General features: G+C 52.7%; 19 protein-coding genes and 1 tRNA gene. 15 read left to right on the plus strand and 5 right to left on the minus strand.

Annotation, left to right across the window (positions count from 1 at the left end; genetic code table 11):
• The first annotated feature begins 77 nt into the window (after positions 1-77).
• The 15 genes from pyrF (at position 78) to NSP04_RS03430 (ending at position 14353) form a co-directional block, all read left to right on the plus strand.
• Positions 78-938 (plus strand): orotidine-5'-phosphate decarboxylase, encoded by an 861-nt coding sequence (gene pyrF, locus NSP04_RS03360; RefSeq protein WP_257510922.1) that lies wholly within the window; start codon positions 78-80, stop codon positions 936-938.
• Between the two features lie 74 nt (positions 939-1012).
• Positions 1013-1705, plus strand: a complete 693-nt coding sequence (locus tag NSP04_RS03365) for a response regulator (RefSeq protein ID WP_257510923.1) — start codon at positions 1013-1015, stop codon at positions 1703-1705.
• A gap of 13 nt (positions 1706-1718) precedes the next feature.
• Positions 1719-3176 carry a sensor histidine kinase N-terminal domain-containing protein gene (locus NSP04_RS03370; RefSeq protein ID WP_257510924.1) on the plus strand — a complete coding sequence of 486 codons (1458 nt, stop codon included), beginning with the start codon at positions 1719-1721 and terminating at the stop codon, positions 3174-3176.
• A gap of 39 nt (positions 3177-3215) precedes the next feature.
• Complete coding sequence (locus NSP04_RS03375; protein ID WP_257510925.1) at positions 3216-4232, plus strand: PhoH family protein; 1017 nt, start codon at positions 3216-3218, stop codon at positions 4230-4232.
• Entirely contained in the window at positions 4222-4719 is a 498-nt protein-coding gene (ybeY, locus tag NSP04_RS03380) for an rRNA maturation RNase YbeY (RefSeq protein ID WP_257510926.1), read from the plus strand. Before NSP04_RS03375 ends, ybeY begins: the two co-directional genes overlap by 11 nt.
• 92 nt (positions 4720-4811) lie before the next feature.
• Positions 4812-4887 (plus strand) — tRNA-Lys (locus NSP04_RS03385).
• Positions 4888-5292: 405 nt separating this feature from the next.
• The gene (locus tag NSP04_RS03390) at positions 5293-6228 is read left to right on the plus strand and encodes a COG3014 family protein (RefSeq protein ID WP_257510927.1); all 936 of its coding nucleotides are present in this window, start codon (positions 5293-5295) and stop codon (positions 6226-6228) included.
• 53 nt (positions 6229-6281) lie between these two features.
• Positions 6282-6788, plus strand: a complete 507-nt coding sequence (locus NSP04_RS03395) for a COG3014 family protein (protein ID WP_257510928.1) — start codon at positions 6282-6284, stop codon at positions 6786-6788.
• Positions 6789-6812: 24 nt separating this feature from the next.
• Entirely contained in the window at positions 6813-7196 is a 384-nt protein-coding gene (locus NSP04_RS03400) for a YcfL family putative periplasmic lipoprotein (protein ID WP_257510929.1), read from the plus strand.
• A 26-nt stretch (positions 7197-7222) separates the two neighbouring features.
• Positions 7223-7837, plus strand: coding sequence for a penicillin-binding protein activator LpoB (lpoB, locus tag NSP04_RS03405; protein WP_371824989.1), 615 nt, complete (start codon positions 7223-7225; stop codon positions 7835-7837).
• A gap of 15 nt (positions 7838-7852) precedes the next feature.
• Positions 7853-8695, plus strand: coding sequence for a hypothetical protein (locus tag NSP04_RS03410; RefSeq protein ID WP_257510930.1), 843 nt, complete (start codon positions 7853-7855; stop codon positions 8693-8695).
• A gap of 354 nt (positions 8696-9049) precedes the next feature.
• On the plus strand, positions 9050-9721 hold the full coding sequence (locus NSP04_RS03415) for an esterase/lipase family protein (RefSeq protein ID WP_257510931.1): 672 nt from the start codon (positions 9050-9052) through the stop codon (positions 9719-9721).
• Between the two features lie 91 nt (positions 9722-9812).
• Positions 9813-10568 (plus strand): hypothetical protein, encoded by a 756-nt coding sequence (locus NSP04_RS03420; RefSeq protein WP_257510932.1) that lies wholly within the window; start codon positions 9813-9815, stop codon positions 10566-10568.
• Between the two features lie 159 nt (positions 10569-10727).
• The gene (locus tag NSP04_RS03425; RefSeq protein ID WP_257510933.1) at positions 10728-12932 is read left to right on the plus strand and encodes a peptidase M19; all 2205 of its coding nucleotides are present in this window, start codon (positions 10728-10730) and stop codon (positions 12930-12932) included.
• Positions 12929-14353: a hypothetical protein gene (locus NSP04_RS03430; protein ID WP_257510934.1), complete on the plus strand. Its 1425-nt coding sequence runs from the start codon at positions 12929-12931 to the stop codon at positions 14351-14353. The genes NSP04_RS03425 and NSP04_RS03430 overlap by 4 nt, the downstream gene beginning before the upstream one ends.
• Before the next feature lie 12 nt (positions 14354-14365).
• On the opposite strand, the gene NSP04_RS03435 is transcribed toward NSP04_RS03430, so the two are convergent.
• From NSP04_RS03435 to NSP04_RS03455, 5 genes are all read right to left on the minus strand, one after another.
• Positions 14366-16048: a sulfatase-like hydrolase/transferase gene (locus NSP04_RS03435; protein ID WP_257510935.1), complete on the minus strand. Its 1683-nt coding sequence runs from the start codon at positions 16046-16048 to the stop codon at positions 14366-14368.
• On the minus strand, positions 16045-18654 hold the full coding sequence (locus NSP04_RS03440; protein ID WP_257510936.1) for a glycosyltransferase: 2610 nt from the start codon (positions 18652-18654) through the stop codon (positions 16045-16047). Before NSP04_RS03440 ends, NSP04_RS03435 begins: the two co-directional genes overlap by 4 nt.
• Positions 18655-18719: 65 nt before the next feature.
• Complete coding sequence (locus NSP04_RS03445; protein ID WP_257510937.1) at positions 18720-19628, minus strand: alpha/beta fold hydrolase; 909 nt, start codon at positions 19626-19628, stop codon at positions 18720-18722.
• The gene (locus tag NSP04_RS03450) at positions 19625-20602 is read right to left on the minus strand and encodes a hypothetical protein (RefSeq protein ID WP_257510938.1); all 978 of its coding nucleotides are present in this window, start codon (positions 20600-20602) and stop codon (positions 19625-19627) included. Before NSP04_RS03450 ends, NSP04_RS03445 begins: the two co-directional genes overlap by 4 nt.
• A 115-nt stretch (positions 20603-20717) precedes the next feature.
• Positions 20718-21815, minus strand: a complete 1098-nt coding sequence (locus NSP04_RS03455; protein ID WP_257510939.1) for a calcium/sodium antiporter — start codon at positions 21813-21815, stop codon at positions 20718-20720.
• Positions 21816-21824: the final 9 nt, after the last annotated feature.

Consider the following 21824-nt stretch of genomic DNA (forward strand, 5'->3'; position numbering starts at 1 on the left):
GCATCGACCCGGCATTTCCCCTAGGGGCTTGCCCTGATCCTGTACAATACGTGCTAATTCAACAGCACAAACGCGCAATGGCCAGCAACCGTTTTTCTCAGTTCAGCAGCTTTCCACAACGCCTCTCGCACAGCTGGCAGCACAGCAATTCAATGCTGTGCGTGGGCCTGGACCCCGACATTGCACGCATGCCCGAAGGCTACGGTACAAGCCCCGCTGAAATTGAACGCTTCTGCATGGAAATTATTAAGGCCACTGCGGAATTTGCCAGTTCCTTCAAACCGCAGATTGCCTATTTTGCAGCCAACCGGGCTGAAGCTGCGCTTGAAAATATTCTGGCTTACGCCAATGAAATAGCGCCCCATGCCACCACCATTCTGGACGCCAAGCGTGGCGACATTGGGGCCACCGCCAAGCAATACGCAATTGAAGCGTTCGAGCGTTACCAGGCCGACAGCGTTACTTTAAGCCCCTACATGGGCAGCGATTCAGTTCAGCCCTACCACGCTTACCCTGATCGCGGCTTGTTCCTGTTGTGCCGTACATCCAACCCCGGTGGCAACGACCTGCAGTTTCTAAACACCGAAAAATCCGAACCGCTGTACCAAACCGTGGCCCGGCTTGCCACCAGCACCTGGAACCCGCACCAGCAAGTGGGCTTGGTTGTAGGGGCAACCTACCCCGAAGAGATTAAAACAGTGCGAGGTATTGTGGGCGACGCCCCGCTTCTTGTGCCAGGCATTGGCGCACAGGGCGGCGACCTGTTGAACACCGTGAAAAACGGCTTGTGCACACAAGGCTGGGGCTTGTTGATTAATTCATCGCGCGCCATTTTGTACGCCAGCAGCAAGGCCGATTTTGCCAGCGCCGCAGCCCTTGAAGCGCGAAACACCCGTGACGCCATACAAGCTGCCAAAGCGGCGGCGGTTTCAGGCTAAAATCGAAGCAACAAACACAATTCAAGTGCAAGTAAAAAGAGCCGAACAGGCCAGCAAGCACCGAGGAGACAAGGATGAAAATACTTCTGGCCGAAGACGACAGCCTGTTGTCGGAAGGTTTGTCGCAATCGCTGCGGCAGGCAGGCTACGCCGTCGACTGCATGTTCAAGGGCAGTGACGCCGACACCGCACTGACCACCATGAACTACGACATTTTGATACTCGACCTGGGCCTGCCCAAAATGAGTGGTCTGGAAGTGCTACGCCGCCTTCGCGCGCGCAACAACAAAATGCCTGTACTTATTTTGACGGCTGCCGACAGTGTCGAACAACGGGTGCAAGGATTGGACGCGGGTGCCGACGACTACATGGCCAAGCCTTTCGACCTGAAAGAACTGGAAGCCCGCGTGCGTGCACTGGCCCGACGCGGCACCGGTGGCGGAGCAAGCATTTGGAAACACGGTCCACTTACTTTCGACCAAGTGGGTCGCATTGCCTACATCAACGATGACATGCTTGACCTTTCTGCACGGGAAGTGGGGCTGCTGGAAGTTCTGCTACAGCGCGTGGGCCGATTGGTCAGCAAAGAACAGTTCGTTGATCATTTGTGCGAATGGGGCGAGGAAGTCAGCAACAACGCCATTGAAGTTTACATTCACCGCCTGCGCAAGAAAATTGAAGTCAACGGTGTTCGAATTGCCACGGTGCGCGGCTTGGGTTATTGCCTGGAAAAATTTGTTGAGAAAGAAGCAGCACCCAATGTGTAAAGTGAGCGACTAGTTGGTTTGGTACAAACGCAACCCGCTTGCATCGGGCCAACAGCAACGCCGCTCCCTGTTTGGTGAAATTCTTGACTGGATGCTGGCCCCACTGTTGATTTTGTGGCCAATGAGCATTGGCGTCACCTACCTTGTTGCGAAGTCCATCGCCAACGATCCTTTTGATCACATTCTCGACGACAAAATCACTGCCCTTGCGCAAGAAGTGGCCGCACAAGCCAGCACCGATCGCTTTGAAATTCCCAAAGAAGCCATGGAAATTTTGCTGGCCGATGGCACCGACCAATTGCGCGTCCAGGTGTTGAGCAAAAGCGGAGAATTTTTACTGGGTGACGAACGCGATCTGCCCATACCCAAACGCGAGGCACGACAGATTGGCGTGGTGAATTTTCGGGACATCGTGGTGAACGGTGAAGACTTCCGCTCCGGCTATTTGTGGATTGAACTGCCCACCGTGGGCGAAAACCGCTTCATGTTGATTCAGATCGCGGAAACCCTGGGCAAACGCGATGGCCTTGCCAACGAAATTATCAAAGGCGTGATCCTACCGCAGTTTGTCATTCTGCCGCTTGCCGTGTTGTTGGTGTGGTTTGGTTTGTCGCGGGGTATTGCTCCGCTAAACACCTTGCTGGAAATTATTCGAACTCGTAAACCCGACGACTTAAGCGCTCTTCAGACCAAAGACACACCGGAAGAATTGTTGCCGGTAATCACCGCACTGAACGAGCAACTGGAGCGGCTTGAACACACCATCGACACTCAGAAACGTTTTGTGGCCGACGCGGCACATCAGTTAAAAACCCCACTGGCTGGCTTGCGCATGCAGGTGGAACTGCTCAGCGACGAAACCGACGAAGCCGCCAAACTACGCAGCCTGCGCAGGCTTAAAGTGGGCACCGAACGCTCTACACGCTTGGTCAACCAGCTGCTTGCATTGGCCCGCACGGAAGCGCCCTCTGTGCTGCAGTTCGAAAAGCTTGATCTAACCCACATCGCCCGAGCCGTTACCCGCGACTTCGTGCCCGAGGCCATGACCAAACGCATTGACCTGGGCGTTGAAGTACCGGACCACCCTGTGTACATGAACGGTCAAACCCTGATGCTGACGGAAATGCTAAAAAATCTGGTGGAAAACGCCCTGCGCTACACACCAGAGGCAGGCTGCGTAACCGTTCGTGTGGACGACAGCTTGCAGCGAGAGGCCATTGTGCTTGAAGTGGAAGACGACGGCCCCGGCATTCCAGCCAGCGAACGCAACTTGGTGTTCGACCGCTTTTACCGCGTACTGGGCACAAGCGAAGACGGTTCAGGACTTGGCCTGGCAATCGTTCAGGAAACTGCGCACCAGCACAATGCCAACGTCAGCATTCACGACAACCCGAAATCGATCCACCCAGACCGCAGTGGCACCTTGATGCGTGTCAGTTTCCCGCCGCACCACCGGCAAATGGAAGATTGATTGCTTAGAATAGAAGTTCAACGTTTCTAGAAGCACCCCATGAAAGCAAAAGGCAGTGAATGGCAAGCCCCCGATGACGACAATCACAAGCTGGCCAATCTGTTCGGCCCTGTAGATGCCAACCTTCGGCAAATCGAAGCGGCCCTGCAAGTCAAAATCACCCGCCGCAATGGCACCTTGAATGTGCTGGGCGACAAAGAAAATGCAAAACAGGCTTTTATCCTGATCAATCATTTTTTTGAGAAAAGCGACAAGCCGGTGACTGCCGACGAAATTCAGCTGGCACTGGTTGAGCTGAAAAATACCAGCACCGTGGCCAGCGCGAAAAAAGAAATCCCAGTGATTTCAGGTGAAGATGAGCCTGTGGTGTTGAGAACCAAAAAAGCCGATTTGCAACCCCGCACCGCCCGCCAAAAAGATTATCTTAAGGCAGTGCTGGAACACGACCTGACATTCGGCATTGGCCCAGCGGGCACCGGCAAAACCTATCTTGCCGTGGCGTGCGCTGTGGATGCGCTTGAACGCGACAGCGTGAAACGAATCATACTGACCCGCCCTGCCGTGGAAGCCGGTGAGCGCTTGGGCTTCCTGCCAGGTGACCTGAACCAGAAGGTAGACCCTTACCTGCGCCCGCTGTACGATGCGCTCTATGATTTGGCCGGCTACGATCGTGTTCAAAAATGGTTTGAACGCAATGTCATTGAAATCGCACCGCTGGCCTACATGCGCGGCCGCACACTTAGCCACGCCTTTGTCATTCTGGACGAAGCCCAGAACACCACGCCCGAGCAGATGAAAATGTTTTTGACCCGGATCGGGTTTGGAAGCAGGGCCGTGATCACTGGCGACGTAACCCAGATCGACCTGCCGCGTGGCCAACAAAGCGGACTTGTTCAAACCCAACACGTGTTGCGCAACGTGAAAGGCATTGCCATGACCTACTTCACCAGCGCAGACGTAGTTCGCCACCCGCTGGTGGCACGTATTGTTGAGGCCTATGAGCGTTACCACAACCCCGAACGAACCGGTACAGCCGGCGAAACCAATGACGAGTAAGGTCGCCCCCCCCATCAGCGTGGCGATTCAGTGGGCAGTGCACGCTGACCACCCGCCATTTTCTGAAGTGGACAACAGCCGCATTCGGCGCTGGGCCAAGGCCTGCTTCATGGACCGTGCCGAAATTACAATTCGCCTGGTGGGCGAAGAGGAAGGCAGGCAACTGAACCGCGACTTCCGTGGCAAAGACTACGCGACGAATGTACTCACCTTCCCCATGGACATGCCCGACCTGGGTGCAGATTCCGGCTTGCCCGTGTATTTGGCCGATATCGTGATTTGCCCGGCTGTGGTGGAACGTGAGGCTGCCGAGCAGCAGAAAGACCCCATTGACCACCTGGCGCACCTGGTTGTTCATGGCTGCCTGCATGCCCAAGGCTATGTTCACGAAAGCGATAGCCAGGCTGAATTGATGGAAAACCGGGAAATTGAAATCCTAAAACGTTTCAAGATATCAAACCCTTACATTAGTTCGTCCAAAAAATAGTGGGAATATGGCACTTCAGGGCTTGACCACTTTTGAAAACTTGGCCATAATCGCGGTCTTCGGTTGAGGGCGAAAGCCTAACAGCGAAATGTGGGTCGTTAGCTCAGCTGGTAGAGCAGAGGACTTTTAATCCTTTGGTCGTGAGTTCGAATCTCGCACGACCCACCACAAATTCAAGGACTTAGATGCGCAAGCGTCTAAGTCCTTTTTCATTTCTGGCGATCTGGTACCAAACTGGTACCCAAGTACATTCAATTCGACCAAAAAATCAGCGCAAAAATACTTTCCGCTCAACTACCCCACACTGTATTTCAAACAAGTACCTTATTTTGGGCCACCACTCAAAACACGGGGCGTGTTGATTTCACAGATTTTCACAACTTTGACTCAGCATAATTCTGTAAAACTTAATAATTATTCGGGCGATTGCTGTTCACGCCGAGTTTATAAACAATCGTTTGTACCCTTACCACAGTAAATTTAACAGTGGTATGTCATATCCATTAGGTATATACAAAGTATTTGTGGAGGAGAAGTATAGCGGCATTACATGTCCTTATGCCGATTCTCACTATGCGTCTATCCTACTTGGCAGCAACATTTTCAATCGCAATGCTTGGTGGGTGCGCCACCGTTAGCGAAGTTCCAACTTCATCTGGCGGAGTTGACGAGGCCATCGTCAAACTAGGAAAACCCTCTTCCGACACAGATCTTCTCCACTTCATGGAAAAAGGCGAATTGCTTCGTCGCAAGGGGCAACAACACGAAGCGCGCGAGAGCCTATTGCAAGCCGATGCGGTTGTACGTTTGTGGGAAGATCATGCGCGTAACCCAGTTGGCCGAGTTGCAGAAACTGCTGGCAGTCTGTTTCTGAATGACCAGGTTCGCACCTACGAAGGGCGGGATTTCGAAAAGGTGTTACTGAGTAACCGACTTACGGCCAGTCATCTTGCACTTGGCGAATGGGACAAGGCCCGAACAGAAGTAAAAAAAATGCACGAGCGCGAGGCGATTATTGCAGAGTTCCGTGCCAAAGACATCGAGAAAGCAAAGGCAGAAGCCCAGGAAAAAGGCGTAACTGCCAGCAGCTTCCGTGAGATTAATGGCTATCCGGTTGAAACCCTTGACCACCCTGAAGTCAACGCACTCAAAAACTCATACGAATCTGCATATTCAAATTACATTGCAGGCTTTGTGTATGAAGCGTTGGGTGAAGGCGGTTTGGCCGCCGCGGGGTATCGCAAAGCCATTGAAATGCGCCCAGGCGAACCACTGCTTGCCTCCGCGCTGGAAGGATTGGACGCACGCATTAGCCGCGGTGGTGTAAAAGCTGGAATGGTAGACACTTTGTTTATGATTGAAGCTGGCAATGCGCCCCAGTTGCAGTCTGTTCAACTGCCATTGTTGCTGCCTATTCCTTCTACGAGCACCGGTATAAACATCATTGCAACACCGATCTCGTGGCCCACGGTGGGTCCGGTTCGCACACCCGAACCCCCCGTTTCCTAACTGTCAACGACACGCAAAATGTAAACCTGGCTTTACTCACAAACCTGGATTTGATGATCCGCAAATCGATTGCTGATGAAATGCCGGGCATCATCGCGCGCTCTTCCATTCGGGCAATCACGCGGGGAGCAGCTCAACAAGCGATTGACGACAACGCCGGACAGTTCGGTGCGTTTGGATCAATTTTGAGCATTGTTTCCAAGGGTGCAGCATTCGCACTTGAACAGGCGGACGTGCGCAGTTGGCGCAACGTACCAGGTGAATATTCTGTGGGTCGTGCAGCGTTACCCGTGGGCAGACACAAAATATCGATTACCGACTCAATCGGTCAGCTTCACACGCAGGAAGTAGAAGTCACTGGGCGTTACGCCGTGGTTCTGCTGAATGTAAACAGAAATGAAATTCAACTGGCCAGCAATGGCTACGGTGACAACGCGGTAATTGCCGAGGTGCTACCTCCTCCAGTTATTAAGCCAGTTGCAACAAGCGTCGAGAAAACCAAAAAGGTAAGCAAGAAAAAGACGCAAAGCGCCAGCAACACGGCACAACCAAAAAAATAAACAGAAACCAAAGGTAAATCCAACATGAAAAATATTTTCGCTGTAATTTTGTTGTTGTGGAGTTCATTTGCCTTCGCGCAAGCTGCCGCCACCAAAGTTGAATTTGCCGGCACATCCGACGCCATCAAAGTCAACAAAATCATGGTTAAGCAAGGTGCCTTAATGCAGGTGCAGGCCGAAATGTATAACGATCTTCGCAAGCCGATGACCGTTTACTACCGCACACGCTGGCTTGACGAGGGTGGATTCCAAGTGTGGGAAGATGAAGCGTGGAAGCCCATGGTATTCCAGGCGTTCACTACACAGCGCATCCAAATGACGGCTCCAACACCCAAAGCCCGCGATTTCAAAATTCAGCTAAGCACACAGGACGCGACCCAAGCACCTCGTGAATCGCTGAACCAATAACATCAAAACACACCAAGGAATTATCCATGCAAATGTTAAGCAAAATCCGCCTACAAACACTGGCCCTACCTTTAGCATTGTCCCTTTTGGCCAGCGGCTGTGCTGTCACCAATCCAATCGTCGGCGATGGTTCCGTACAATACGGCGATTCAAAAGCTGTTGAAACAGTTAGTAATGAGTTTGGTTCTACAGACCTGCAAACTATTGCGGAAAGCATGTCACGTTCGCTAACGCAATTTTCCGCAACGGCCTACAAAGACCGCCCCTTGGTCACTGTGGCCGAGGTTAAAAACAAAACCAGCGAGTACATTGACACCCGTTCGATCACCGACTCAATTAAAACCCAAGTGATCAAGGGCGGCACCATGCGCTTTGTTACTGACATCAATCAGATGCAAAACCAAACCGATGAACTGGCCCGCCAAAATCAATCTGGCCTGTACAAGAAATCCACCACTGCAAAAACCGGTCAAATGCAGGGCGCAAAGTATCGCGTGGAAGGCAGTATTACCTCAATCGTCAAGCGCAGCGGCGACATCAAAGACGTGTACTACAAGTTCACATTGCAAATGTTTGACATTGAATCGGGCGTAACCGAGTGGATGGACGAACGTGAAATCCGCAAAACCTCCAGTAAATAAGCAGGAGTTCTCGATATGAGCAATATCCACCAGCGCCTAGTGCGTCTTCTCCGCTTCACTTTACTCGGTATTGCCAGCCTTGCCGGTACCACGGCATTGGCCGAGGTGCGCATTGCTGTTACCGATCTTTCGTATGAAGAAAGTGTGGCGCATTACTTCTCGGAAACCAGCTACAGCTTCAAAGGCAAGTCAGATTTTCGTGATTCAAGTTCGGCCCGAGACACCAACACCACGTCTCGCGAAAGTTCGAATACCAGCCTTAGTTCTTCTGTTGACATGGCCTATTCGAACAAGCAAGGTTACCGACTCATCATTCAGCGTGGTGAGCTTCGCAAATTTACAGGCGACATCAAAGGCGGTTTGATTAAAAACGGCTACCGGGTGGTTCAGGGGAAACCCTGGACATCAACCAACACTGAAACCCTGTATGACATTATTGCCCGAATTAAAAAAGGCTTTTATCCCAACACCGACTACGTGCTGTTCGGTACGGTGACAGCAATTGATTTCCGCAACGACAACAACAAAATTCAGGGCAGCAACGCCACCAATTACTCCACTAACCTGGAACTGGTAGCCGAATTTTCTTTAATCAATGTGAAAACGTATGAAGTTAAAGCGGGTTTTTCTGCAATAGGAGAGGGGTCTGAATCGAAGCTGTTAACAGGCGATGGCGTCACCAACTTTTCGCCCAGCATTCCCAGAATCATGAAACAGGTTTCTGAGAACCTAGGTGCCGATGTATCCGGCCAAGTGTATTCACAATTTTCCGAAGGTGCACGGCCAGTTATTCGCGGCAGCAATGTTGATATCCAGCAGAACATCTCTGTAGAAGAAAAAGTAATCACGTATCGTTAGGGCTTTCCGCACCGGCCCGTGTTCGCAAAGCATCTAGCCATCTGCAACATGGGCTACTCTGCCATGCAAGCAGCTCAACCCTGCTTCATTCTTTTATTGGACATGGCCATTTAGTTGCTGCAGATCCTGCTCGGGCAGCATCCCAAAAACAAATGATTTATTGCTGTCACTCACAGCATGCATTTGCACTCAATTGTCACCTAACGCGCATGGGCCCCTCTCCACACCGGAGACAGGCGTCTGTCCACAAACCTCCCCGTGCTAAGGTGGTCGTTGCTGAACACGGAAAGCGTGTCGTTTCGCTAAATCAAGCTCAGTCCGGATAACCCATCTTCATATTGTTAAGGAACTGACATGAGCAAGACCATCCTCTTGGTCCACGGGCTTGCAGGGAACTCTGCTGCAATGGGTTTTCTGGCCGCATCTCTAAGACTTCAGGGCTATAAAACCGTGTCGCTTGACTATCCTTCAACCAAACACACCATTGAAGAATGCACTCACCTCTATTTAAAACCTGCAATTGAAGCACTGGCCTTTGAGGAAAGTTTGAACATTGTGACCCACTCCGTCAGTGGAGTAATGCTTCGTTATTACCTGGCGCACCACAAAGTTCATAACCTGGAGCGCGTGGTAATGCTTGCGCCTGGGCATGGCGGCAGTAAAACCCTGGCGGTGCTGCGGCGCCACCCTTTGTTTCCGATGTTGATGGGTCCGGCTGGAATTCAATCTGGAGACGATGCGCGTCAGTTTGACCCTAAACTTGGGCCTTACACTGGCCCCGATCTGGGAATAGTGGCTGGGTGCATTGCATTGGACCCAATCGGCTGGGCTGTGATGCCCTGGCCAAACGATGGAAAATTGACCGTCAACTCGACGCATCTTGAAGGCATGAAAGACCACATTGTGCTGCCTGTCAGCCATGACTCTATCTTGATTGACCCACTGGCAATTTTTCAGACAAGCCATTTCCTGAAACATGGCACATTCAAGTCTTTGATTGCCGAACGGCAAAACAAGGCCGCCTGAAGATTCTTTTTCATTGTTTGCCGCGTTGTTCGTGGAACTACCCAACCTGGAAAGTAACTTAATTTGCACACCTTGAGGCCATGCTTTTGTCATGGCCAAAACCTTGCAAAAACAAAAATACTCTCAGGAAGTTTTCATGAAGAAATTAATAGTTCTGTCGGCCTTTATTCTGTCAGCATGCGGCGGTGGTGGTGATGGCAGCAGCCCGTCCGCACCTGTTGCACCATCTGAAAGCACGTTGTCCTTCGAATTGAACAGTGCCGCCACCAACATCTATGAATTACCACATACTTTTTATGTGAATGGCCGAACACAGGCCGGGCTTGATGTGTCTGCCACCCTCAGCTTTGATCCGCAACCTGAGGCCACATTTGAAGGGCAACTCTCTAAAATTTCACGACTCACTTTTACGCAGCGTAAAGGCAATGCAGATCCTGTTGTTGAAAGATTCACAAGGTTCTTCAAATTCTTCCCACTGTTGATCACAGGGGCAACGGCCAGCGGCGAGAAAAGTGGATTCAACTACTTTGTACCAACTTCAACCAGCCGACTGCCTGCCTCTGCCAATGTGGGGAGCACCGGGCCGGTGGCAAGCGGCCAATTTTTTACCGATGCCTCAAAAAGAGTACAAAGTGGTACCGGGGTCATTACTTACTCGGTTGAAGCCGACACAGCCAACACCGCTTTCCTTTGCACTCACAGCACCTTCCAGAACACGTTCAATACAGTTAGGGCAACTCAGTCGGAATGCTTCCGCATCCGCCCCGACGGTACGGTGATTGGTTTGAAGCTTACCCTTGGGGTTTATGACAACGACACGCTGCTGGAGACGATTCAGTTTCAATAAGTCTTCCGCATTGTATTGGAGTGAAGTTCACAAAGCCCCTCACTGTCGAAGTGTCGGGCTTTTTACATTACTGGCATTCTCACTGTCACAACTACATCTGAATACCGAGCCCATTCAGTAACAACCCATCGCCACCTAAAACTCGATGGGGTTTGTCTGATGAATGTGAAATCACTTCTTGCCATTGGCACTACAGCAGCACTCCTTTCCGCTTGCCTTTCAAGCGGCGACACGCCCACCACAGCCACTGGTCCCGGCCAACCCGTTAACCCCAACGAAGTTCAACCCCTGTCCCAGTTTTCAGTTGCCAATGGTTGCTTTGGTTTGCAATCGGCGTTCAGCCGCCAGTTTGTGCAGCCTGCTGCGGCCCGCTATGCCGCAGGCCCCGCCACCCAAGCTGAAAACTTCACCCTGCGCCCCACTGAATTGGGCAAGTACCTGATTTACGGCAGTGACCGGCAAATGGTTACCCTACAAGGCAACACACTGGTGGCCAGTGCCGAGCCCACAGACGCTGCGGTGTGGCAAGCCAGTTTCGACCAAAGCAAAAGCCAGTTCAGTTTCACCGACGCTTCAGGACGTTTTCTGACTCTGGATGAAACCGCAGGTTTGACCACTACCACAGAAGAAAACGAACGTACCCAATTCAAACTGCTGCCTGCAAGCGATTGTGCAGCCTACCCGGAAATGCCCACCGCTATGGAGGGTACCCCTTACACTGGCAAAGGCGAAAATCAACCCATTATCGGTTTTGCCGACACCCACACCCACATGGGTATGTCCAGTGAAATGTCGCTGGCAGGCGATGTTGGCCCTTCAGCCGGTGGCGTTTTGTATGGAGAGGTGGTGCATCGTTTCGGTATCCCGCACGCCTTGGACAATTGCCAGGCATTCCACGGACCCAATGGCATTCGTGATGCCAACAACATTCTTGAAACCAACCCCACAGGCACCCACCAAACCCAGGGTTGGCCAACCTTTGTGGATTGGCCGCGCAACAACTTTCTGACCCACCAGGTGATGTACCACGCCTGGGTTGAACGCGCTTGGCGCGCCGGGCTGCGCCTGATGGTGAACCACGGCACCAACATTGCAGCGTTGTGCCGAGTAGGCCAGACTTATTCGGGCAATCTGGACGCTGACTGCAATGACATGAGTGTGGCCAGCAAACAGGTCGAGTATCTGTACGACGTACAAGACTACATCGATGCGCAATTTGGCGGCCCTGGCAAAGGCTGGTACCGAATTGTTAAAAGCCCGGCTGAAGCACGCCAGGTGGCCAATGAGGGAAAACTGGCCGTGGTGCTTGGGGTTGAGGTTGCGCAAGTGTTTAACTGCGGCGTTACTTTTTTACCCGGAGGCGGAGAAATCCGCAAATGCGACCAAAGCCAGATTGATGAAGAAATCGACAAACTCTGGGCCTTGGGTGCGCGCCATGTCTACCCCTTTCACGACATTGACAGCTCGCTGGGTGGCGCAGGTATTTTCAGCGGCGATGTCATCAATTTCCTGAACTTTCTGGACACCGGTGCGTTCTGGAAAACCACGGAGTGCCGCGACTTTCCAGAAAATGAACCTTCAGTGCGTGAACCTGGCACCAACATGACCACCGCCATACCTGGCACGGGCGGCAATGCTCTGACCAAGATGTTGCTGGAAGCAGTGGGCGGCATCACCCCACTGTACCCGGACGGAAAACGCTGTAACGCACGCACCGTGACCGACTTGGGTCAATATGCATTGACTGCTTTGATGAATCGCGGCTTTGTGATCGACATTGACCACGCTGCGTACCACAGCAAAGACCTAATGCTGGATTTGGCTGAAACAATGAACCCGCCCTACCCCATGGCTTCTTCACATGACGCGCATGGCGGTTTGACCAGTGACCAGGCCGTTCGCATGCTAAAAAGCGGTGGTGTGATTTATCCATACAAAGGCAACGGCATCAAGCATGTGGAGTTTTTGGAGAAACTCAAATTCTGGCGCAACAAAGCTGGATTGAACAACACATTGCTTGGCTTGGGTTATGGTGCAGACGGCAATGGTTTTGGCGGACACCCAGGCCCGCGCGGTGGCGACAGCGTGCCGGTTCAGTATCCCTTCACCCTGTTCCGTGGCGAAGGTTGGGGGCCGCGTTATCAGGCCCTGCCTGAGATGAAAGTGAACATGCTGACCATTCCTGAAAGCGGCAAGTTCTGGCACATCGACGAAGTGGGCATGGCGCACTACGGCATGGTGGCTGACTTCGTTGAAGAAGTTCGCCTGGAAGGCGGCGGCGAGGCCATTGATGCACTGTACAACAGCGCTGAGGCCTACGTACAAATGTGGGAGAACGTGTACTACCGCAACAACCCGAAATGAGACCTCGATTAACCGGTGCGGCGCTGCTGCTTGCAGCACCCACCATCGCATTGGCACATGCTTTTGGCGAACCCGTTCAACTGCCCATGCCCTATGGGCTATACATTCTGGGTTCAGTGGCGGCATTGGTGTTGTCATTCCTGTTGCTGGCCCTTGGTGGCAAAATAGCACACAGTCTGAATGGGCACCGCCAGTTGGCTTTCCCCACCTGGCCTGCCAGGTGGATTCATTCGGCTCGTGCAGCAGGCTCATTGTTCTGGTTAAGCGCACTGATGTTTTGCATCATCACTGGCCTTCTGGGAAGCAACGACAGCCACCGCAACATCAACATGACCTTGTTCTGGATTGTGTTTGCGCTGGGTGGTGCCTACGCGTCCATGGTGATTGGCGACTGGTATAAGCACCAACACCCTTGGCGGTTCCTGCTGCCTATACGCTGGAATGGCATTCGCAAATACCCACGGTGGCTGGGCCACTGGCCTGCATTGCTTCAACTGGCTAGCCTGGTTGCCATTGAATTGTTTTTTCATAGCACGCCGCGCAAGCTGGCCTTGTTGCTGATTTCATTCGGCGCACTGAACCTGGCGGGCATGTGGCTGTGGGGAACACGCCGCTGGTTGCAACGTGGCGAACCATTTGCTGTGCTGTTTCGAATGTTTGCAGCGTGTGCACCCCTGCGGCGGGCACAAAACACGGACGGAAAATACCATTGGCGCGTCACCCTGCCATTTGCTGAGTTACGTCGCTTGCGGTTGTGGCACCCGGCGCAATGCATGTTTGTTTTGTTCTTGTTGTCTTCAACCGCTTACGACGGGCTGCGCGAAACAGCGGTGTACTTCAATATCTTCTGGCAAGACCCCTTTGGCATTTTAACTGCCGCCTTTGGCGACCACCCACTTAAAATTTATCCACAGGTTCGCCCTTGGTTCGTTGCTTGGGAAATTGTGCTGTTGATTGTGTCGCCACTTTTGTACTTGCTGCTGTTTGTGTTGTTTTTGGCTTTGGGCCGAATATTGACTGGTAACAAGCAGAGCATGGCACTGTTGCTGCGCCGCTACTTGCCCAGCTTGGTGCCCATTGCAGTGGTGTACCACCTAACCCACTACTACACCTTGCTGTTCAGTCAGGGTTTAAAAATTCGGGGCTTGGTGTCTGATCCCTTTGGTTGGGGTTGGAATTTATTTGGTACCGCCATTACTGGCCGCCTGCCTTGGCTGCCCGACATGGCTGGCATCTGGACCAGCCAGGTGGTATTAATTTTGGCAGGCCATGTGGCTGCAGTGTGGTTGGCCCACCAACAGGCTTTGCAGCTTGAACGCAGCACAGGGCGTGCAGCCCTCAGCCAGCTGCCCATGCTGTTGCTGATGGTGGTGTTCACCAGTGTCGGCTTGTGGATACTTGCGCAGCCACTTCAGGGTTGATTTTTTGTGGGGCTAGCCGCCAAAGCCCTTCAGCAACACCGCAGTTAAATCATGCAAGCCACCCATGGGAGCACGTTGCTTGGGGGTTAAACCATCAGTAAAACCCATGGCCCGGAATTGGTCCAGCAAGCGGTCGTCTCTGGAAACAATGAACACCGGCACATCCCAGGGCGTGGCCTCGTGTGAAACGCTGCCGGTTGGCTGGTGGTCGCCAATCATGACGTACACCGTTTCACGGGGCTCAGGCTGCCTGAAGTAACCGGCCAACCAAGTGTTGGTGTAGTTGATGGTCCGCAGGTAATCGGGCTTCATGAAATCCCAGCTCACCGTTTCAGCCTGAGCTTTGGCTGCGGCCTGCGCATCAAAGGGCTGTGGCCCCAACAACTTGTTCCAGTCATCCTGATATGGAGGCACTTGGTGAAACGGGAAGTGGCTGTTGATGGTGGGGAAAAACAAAAAGCGCGGCTTGGCCGACGAATTGCGCGGGTGCAATTGCTCAATTCGCGCAGCCGCGTATTGATCTGGAATTTTCCAGAATCCAAAGGCTGGGCCTTCATAGCCCAGATCAGGGCCATGAATGTATTGGTCGTAGCTGTAAAAGTCGCGTTCTACCCAATCCCAGCCCACGGAATGGTACAGCCCAAAAGTTTCATAGCCTTCGCGTTCGAATACATCCATCAAGGTGGGGCGATCGGTGGTCAGCAACACATCGTGCTTGCGTGAATCTTTCAGATCAATGCCGGAAAGGACAGATAAATGTGCCAAATCGCTGGCCCCGCCAATCGTGGGTGACACATAAAATGCGGACACCACCTTGCGGCCGCTAGCCAGAATCGATTGCTGCAATTCAGCTCGTGTTTGGGCCACCGCGTCTGAAGATTCTTTTTGGTCGTACAGCACGGCGCCATAGGTTTCCAGAAAAATCATGTGAACATCGCGGTTTTTTAAAGCCCCCAACAACGTGATGTCAGGGTCAGCCAATGCGTCGTTGATCACGGTGGTGGCAGGCAGCAGTTTCGCAGCACGCCAAGGCACCAAAATGTCGCGCAGCTTCTTGGCTTCCTTCCAGTAAACTGGCACCACCGCTTTCGACACAAAAGTGGGCTGCTGCGGGTCTTCGGAATAGTTCGCCACCACGATTACGCTGACCAGCAGCAACGCTGCCCAGAGCCGAAAGCTTCTGGCCACCGGTTGCACCGAATGGGTCACGGTTTTCATGGACATCAAAAGCAAGCGGTAATACACCCACACTGCGGCACAACCCAGCATCAGCACGGCGGCAGTTAGCCACACGGGCAGGCCTTGCACGGTGACCCACACAAAACGCGGAAGCTGCGGTACATCCCAATACAAGTTCACGGGGCGGCCCAACAGGTTGGGCACCACCACGTTGGCGTAATGGCCAAAGGCCATTATCAGATAAATTGCCGAGATGACCCCCAATGCGCGTGCAGAAGGCTTGCCAAACAAGGCCACCCAAGCAGACAGCAGCATAATCAGACACAAAAATTCCGATGACACGCCAAGGTCGGGCCGCACATACACGGTGGGCCAAATCGCGGAAAAACACAGGGTTGAATTCAGGAAAATCAGTGCCAGCAACAGCTGACCACCAAAACGCCATTTAGAAAAATCGGGCCGATTGCTCGCTGCCAAGCCCAGCCGGGTGGGCAAGGCTGCATTGCTTGAACTCATGACTGCTTCACACCCATTTCATTGCATGCCGAAGCCCTCGCAGGCGCGGCACTGAGTAAGGCGACCACAAACGCAGCCACGAATGGCAAGCTTTGCGACACCAGCACAAGACACCAAGTCAGGTTTTCCTTGGAATCAAAACCAAGCTGAAAATAAATCAACCCTACTGCACTTAACAACACAATGGCCAAAATGGATTCATCGCGTGCTGCATTGATTGCATAAAGCACGGCCATTTTGTTGGCCATCTTAGGAGTTCGAATAAATGGTATTTTTCGACCGATGAACAAACCCGACAAGGTTGCCCGGCCTATTGCATAGCTTAGAGACAGGCCCGCCAACGTGGCGGCCAAGGCGGTTTTCACATCGGCTTTCACCTGAACCAAATACAGCGTAAACAGCTTGGTGATTTTGAACGTAAAAAACATGATGGGCACCACGCTGATTAACAAAGGTGGCGCATTGAAAGCCAGGGGGTCAAACAGCATCAAACCGGACCACACCACCGCCAGCAGCGTGAAGATCAAATTGATTCCATCTGCAATCCAGGGCAACCAACCCGACACAAAGTGGTAGCGCTGGCCCGCAGTCAACTTGCTGCGTTTGAAACCAAACAACTCGCCCGCATGTTCCCGCAGAATTTGCATCGCCCCGTAAGCCCAGCGGTGGCGCTGCTTTTTGTAATCAGTGAAGGTGTCAGGAATTAAACCGTGGCCATAGCTGTGGTCAATGTATGTCGCTTCATGACCTTGTTCGAAAACCCGCAGCCCCAGCTCGGTGTCTTCGGTGATGGTGCTGACGCCCCAACTACCTGCTTCTTCAAGCACCGAGCGGCGCACCATGGTCATGGTACCGTGCTGGATAATTGCATTGCGTTCATTGCGGGTCACCATGCCCAAATGGAAAAAGCCTTTATATTCAGCATAGCAAATGGCCTTGAAGGCACTTTCTGCGCCATCGCGATAGTCTTGTGGGGCCTGCACAATCGCAATTTCAGGCTTTTCGAACTGGGGTGCCAGGTCTTTCAACCAATGCGGCAGTACTTTGTAATCGGCATCGATCACGGCCACAACTTCGGCTTGGGTGCAGGTGCGTTCCAGCGCATAATTCAGCGCACCTGCTTTGTAACCGGCCAGTGGCTTGACGTGGAAAAACCGGAACCGCTCGCCCAGCTGTTCGCAATGCTGTTGCACTGGCCGCCAGGTAGCTTCATTGGCTGTGTTGTTGTCGACCACCACCACTTCAAAATTTGGATAGTCCAGCCGTGAAAGTGCGTTCAGCGTGTCGATCAGCATTTCAGGCGGCTCCTCATAGGCCGGCACATGAATGGATACAAAAGGCATGAATGCAGGCGACACGGCCGCAGTGGGGTCTTCTGGCTTGGGCAATGCCAAAAGCCGCCGCCGGCTGCGGTACCACATGGCTTCGGCCCACTCATGCGACTCCGCCAACACGATCAGAAATACGCCAGCGACCCCTACGAGCAAAAACACCGAAATCGCGATGCTCGCCCAGGTGTGATATTGCAGCGTGAAGTCGTAGATTACATAAATAATCAGGCTTGAAATCACAAAGGCATTGAACATCAAAAAGGTTCGGCCACTGTCCCGCAGAGCAGCACTGTCGATCAGCAGCAGCACGGTGATCAGCAAGGCAACCAGCACAGACGCCGCTGCCAGCAATTTCCACTCAGGAATCGCGATGATTGGGCGATCAGGTTCAAACTTTGCAGTTCTGAATGAATCGAATACGCCCCAATGCCCTCCCACACTGCCTTCAATATCTGATTTCCAGGGCTGATCGAACGCTTCCATGACATAGAAAACAATGTTTTCCTGCTCGGCCCGCTGAATGAATCGCCTTAAAAACTTGGCCTGATTCGCCTGGGATGCGTTGGCTGCTTTGATTGACCTGCCGTTGCTGGGCCAGCCTACCTCGGTGACCACAATGGGTTTGTCGGGAAATGCCTGTTGCAACTGCTTGTAGGTGTTGATTGAGAAATCCACTGCGTCATCCAGCGCAATGCCTTCCCAGAACGGCAACAGGTGCACAGCCAGGTAATCGACATGCTCAGCCAACTTCGGGTTTTTCAACCACACATGCCATGGCTCGGCGGTGCTCACTGGCAATTCGGTGGCTGGCCGAACTTTGTCCAGATAGGCGATCATTTGCTCAACGGTCAGGTCTTCACGCAGTATGGCCTCGTTGCCCACAATCAAGCGAACTATGTTGTAAGGGGGCAGGTGCGCCAATTCAATCAGGCGCTCAATTTCCTTGTCATTCGCTTCTTGATCTACACTTAACCAAGCACCCAATGCCACATTGATGTTGTGTGGCTTGGCCAAACGTGGAATTTCGCCAAATACGCCCGCGACGGTGTAGGTTCGAATCGCTTGGGTTTTTCCAGCCAACAGGGAAAGGTCTCGGGCAATGTCGTCTGCATTGGGTTCAATGCGGTCAACCGGGCTTTGACCATCCTGGTAAGGCGAAAATGCAAAGCCGGGGATTACCTGTGTCCATGGCGGTTCCTGGGCTGGCTGGTTGATGTAACCATAGCCGCCCAACACCAGTAAAACAAAGGCAAACATTGCAAAAACAGCGGGCATGAATTAACGCTCGAAAAATTGATTATGTGGTGAAATTGTTATCGCAGTAAAGTAACGCGATGCGATCATTGTGCGTCAAAGTGCGCCAGCAATTTGGAAAGCACTGCATCGGGTTGCTCAGCATGCAGAAAATGTCCGCAATTGCTGAGTATTTCCGACCGAATGCCGCGCGGAAAGCACGTTGGCTCGATCATCACATTCAGCAAAGCAGCCTGCATGCATCCGTCATCTTGCCCAGCCATGGCCAGTGTAGGCACGTTTAGTGGCTTTCTGGAGCTGGCATAAATTGAACGCGTTGCAACTCGGTGCAGGGTGAACAGTGAACGGTAATAACGCGTTGCCGCCCAGGCCACCTTTGGGTTCGAAAAGGCTTCCAATACCGGATCAATGTCCGAATTGGTAAACTTCCAACCCGGCGACCAACTTGACCACAAGGCGCGAACTCTACCAAACTGATTGGCTGCCAATTTGACTGGTGCACTTGCTGCCTGCATTTCCAGCATGTACTGCGACATCACCATTTGCCTGGGCAATAAGCGCCATGCCCTTTCAACCCGCTGAAAGGGCGGAATGGCCAACAGTGAAAGTGTTTCCCATGCATTGGCCTGGGTTGCCACTGCGGCCATCGCCGCCACGGCGCCCCAATCGTGCCCGACCAAATGAACCTTGCGCCCGGCAAACATGTCCCGCCAGGCAAGCAGGTCAAGCCCGGCGGTGTAAGGGTCGTAACTGGCACCATGTTTGACGGACGCAGGCGTGTAACCGCGCAGCCAAGGGCGCACCACCGTGTAGCCGGCTTGCACCAGCCCCTGGGCTACCTTGCCCCAACTGTGGGGAGTGTCGGGAAAACCGTGAACCAGCATGGCCACCGGGCTGTTTCCAATGCCACCCGGCGCATATTCAATTTCTGGATAGTCGACAAGAGCGCTCAGATCAAGCTGATCGCGCTGCAAAATCTGGGTATTGGACATCATAAGGCTCGACTGAAATTGCCCCGGAAAAAAGCTTCAAGTCGAAAGGTTAAAGCCAAATAAGGGTCGCGACCAGCCTCGGTTGGGAAATGGATTTCAGGAATGATGTCCATGAACAAAACATTCTTGTGAATGTCCCGCCGGTAGTAGGCTTGCAAAATGTAGTCTTTGATGGTGTTTGGGCCCCGGTCTTCACCCACCACAATCAGTGCATAGCGCAAAGCGGTGCGCGAATCCAGTATCCGGTTAATCTCCGCAGTTTGGGAGAATACGGTCGAGTCGCGCATCTCCTCAAATTCCGCGTACGTTTGGAAACGCAAGGCCACATCGTCGGCCAAGGGCTTGTTTACATCAAAGTTGGTGCGCACCTGCAAGCCCCGCTGATTGAACTGGGTGACCCGGCTTGATGAATTGAGTTGCCACTTGCTTTCGCTAAAATTCCATTGTCGAAGCGCTGAGTAACGAATGTAGGGATCAAGCGGTGCGCCAAACTTCACACCCAGCCCCAGACCCTGTACCCATGATTCTGACGGGTCGTTGGATGAACGCTGTTCAAGGCCGACCGCAGAGTTACTGGTATCAAAACGTTCACCGCCGCGTACCTCCCGAATACCTTGTTCTGAAAGCCGGTTCAACGGTTCTTCAATGTCGCTTTCAATAATGAGTCGCAAGCGTTTTTTGGTGGTCGGCATGTCGACACGAAACCGCACACTGGGATCGAGTTTCGAATCACCTGGTTGCAGGCGCGTGTCCAGCGCCACCCGCAGAAAAGACTGGTTCTCGACAAAAAGGCTGTCTTCAGTGCCAAAAAACTGGTCAAGGTTACGCGCAGTGTTGTCGACCATGCGTGTTAAATCATAATGCACAGGCTCAAAACGCTCTTGCAGCCAAACCGGCAAATCGCTGTCGGCATGGGCAACGTTACTTAACAGACCAGCAAATAAACCTATTACTGCAACAGCGGGGGCAACTTTCAAAGCCGTCTCCTGATTAGGTTACACCGCAATTAAATTTATAATACCAATGTACGCTTTTAAAGCTGGGGGCATAAGTCCCCGAATCTGGCGATTAATCCCACAAAAGCATTTGAATTCAGGTCTTTGAGTCGGTGATTGCCGGCCTCCTGTTCAGCAAGCTGACCACCAGGGTGATCACTGTGATGGGCACCACAAAACTGAGCATGGTGCTGGAATAAAGTTCTAGCGCATCATGGCCTTGCGCATCCAGAATCAGATACACCACATAGGCGGCGTAGTAGGCCAAAAATACAGCCCCCTCCCAACGCGCAATTTCACGCCCAGTCAAGAAAATTGGCAAACATGCAAAAGCCACTGCCAACATAACCCACATGTCAAAAGCCAGCAGAGAAGGCGCTACCGCCAAGCCTGCTGGTATGGCAACCAAGCTGGAAATACCCAGGCAGGCAAATACGTTGAAGGTACAACTGCCCACCACATTGCCCACGGCAATGTCGCGCTCTCCTTTCAATGCAGCGGCGATCGACGTGGCCACTTCCGGCATGGACGTTCCCGCTGACACGATGGTCAAGGCGATAACCACATCGCTAACACCCATGGCCTTGGCAAAAACCACAGCGGAACTGACCAACCACTCAGACCCCAGCACCAGGAGCAGCAGGCCCACCGCAATCAATCCCAATTGAACGGGCAACTTCGAATCCCAAGACCCAGAGACTGCAGGCTGAATCTCCTGCTCATAATCTGCTTGTTCAGCCTTGACCTGTGTTCGAGATTGAACAATCAAAAAAGCGGTGTAGGCCACCATAAGCACAACAAGAATTCCGCCGTCGGACCAGCTTAGCTGTCCGTCCAGGCTCAACAACAGCAACAGGACAGAAGCCCCAATCATGATGGGTACTTCTTGGCGAATAAGCTGCAAATTGACCACCAGCGGTGTGATCAGGGCGCTAACACCCAGCACGAACAACACGTTGAAAATGTTGCTGCCCACCACATTGCCAATTGCAATGTCGGTGACTCCATCCAAAGCAGCGCCCACGGACACTGCAATTTCAGGTGCGCTGGTTCCAAACGCGACCACCGTCAAGCCGACCACCAAAGGCGAAATACCGAACGACAAGGCCAAATTCGATGCGCCGCGAACCAGCACATTGGCACCCAACACCAACAAAACCAAACCTGCTGCGAAAAGCAAAACATCCAACATCATGCTGCAAAC

The organism is Limnobacter parvus, from assembly GCF_024623725.1.
In the GTDB taxonomy this organism is placed as follows: Bacteria; Pseudomonadota; Gammaproteobacteria; order Burkholderiales; family Burkholderiaceae_B; genus Limnobacter; species Limnobacter parvus.

What these genes read in the sequence shown, in the direction of transcription:
- lpoB (WP_371824989.1), top strand. Translation starts at nt 7,223, where the DNA reads ATGCAAATGTTAAGCAAAATCCGCCTACAAACACTGGCCCTACCTTTA.
- ybeY (WP_257510926.1), top strand. Translation starts at nt 4,222, where the DNA reads ATGACGAGTAAGGTCGCCCCCCCCATCAGCGTGGCGATTCAGTGGGCA.
- pyrF (WP_257510922.1), top strand. Translation starts at nt 78, where the DNA reads ATGGCCAGCAACCGTTTTTCTCAGTTCAGCAGCTTTCCACAACGCCTC.
- NSP04_RS03445 (WP_257510937.1), bottom strand. Translation starts at nt 19,628, where the DNA reads ATGATGTCCAATACCCAGATTTTGCAGCGCGATCAGCTTGATCTGAGC.
- NSP04_RS03425 (WP_257510933.1), top strand. Translation starts at nt 10,728, where the DNA reads ATGAATGTGAAATCACTTCTTGCCATTGGCACTACAGCAGCACTCCTT.
- NSP04_RS03375 (WP_257510925.1), top strand. Translation starts at nt 3,216, where the DNA reads ATGAAAGCAAAAGGCAGTGAATGGCAAGCCCCCGATGACGACAATCAC.
- NSP04_RS03420 (WP_257510932.1), top strand. Translation starts at nt 9,813, where the DNA reads ATGGCCAAAACCTTGCAAAAACAAAAATACTCTCAGGAAGTTTTCATG.
- NSP04_RS03415 (WP_257510931.1), top strand. Translation starts at nt 9,050, where the DNA reads ATGAGCAAGACCATCCTCTTGGTCCACGGGCTTGCAGGGAACTCTGCT.
- NSP04_RS03430 (WP_257510934.1), top strand. Translation starts at nt 12,929, where the DNA reads ATGAGACCTCGATTAACCGGTGCGGCGCTGCTGCTTGCAGCACCCACC.
- NSP04_RS03455 (WP_257510939.1), bottom strand. Translation starts at nt 21,815, where the DNA reads ATGATGTTGGATGTTTTGCTTTTCGCAGCAGGTTTGGTTTTGTTGGTG.
- NSP04_RS03365 (WP_257510923.1), top strand. Translation starts at nt 1,013, where the DNA reads ATGAAAATACTTCTGGCCGAAGACGACAGCCTGTTGTCGGAAGGTTTG.
- NSP04_RS03440 (WP_257510936.1), bottom strand. Translation starts at nt 18,654, where the DNA reads ATGCCCGCTGTTTTTGCAATGTTTGCCTTTGTTTTACTGGTGTTGGGC.
- NSP04_RS03435 (WP_257510935.1), bottom strand. Translation starts at nt 16,048, where the DNA reads ATGAGTTCAAGCAATGCAGCCTTGCCCACCCGGCTGGGCTTGGCAGCG.
- NSP04_RS03390 (WP_257510927.1), top strand. Translation starts at nt 5,293, where the DNA reads ATGCGTCTATCCTACTTGGCAGCAACATTTTCAATCGCAATGCTTGGT.
- NSP04_RS03410 (WP_257510930.1), top strand. Translation starts at nt 7,853, where the DNA reads ATGAGCAATATCCACCAGCGCCTAGTGCGTCTTCTCCGCTTCACTTTA.
- NSP04_RS03400 (WP_257510929.1), top strand. Translation starts at nt 6,813, where the DNA reads ATGAAAAATATTTTCGCTGTAATTTTGTTGTTGTGGAGTTCATTTGCC.
- NSP04_RS03395 (WP_257510928.1), top strand. Translation starts at nt 6,282, where the DNA reads ATGATCCGCAAATCGATTGCTGATGAAATGCCGGGCATCATCGCGCGC.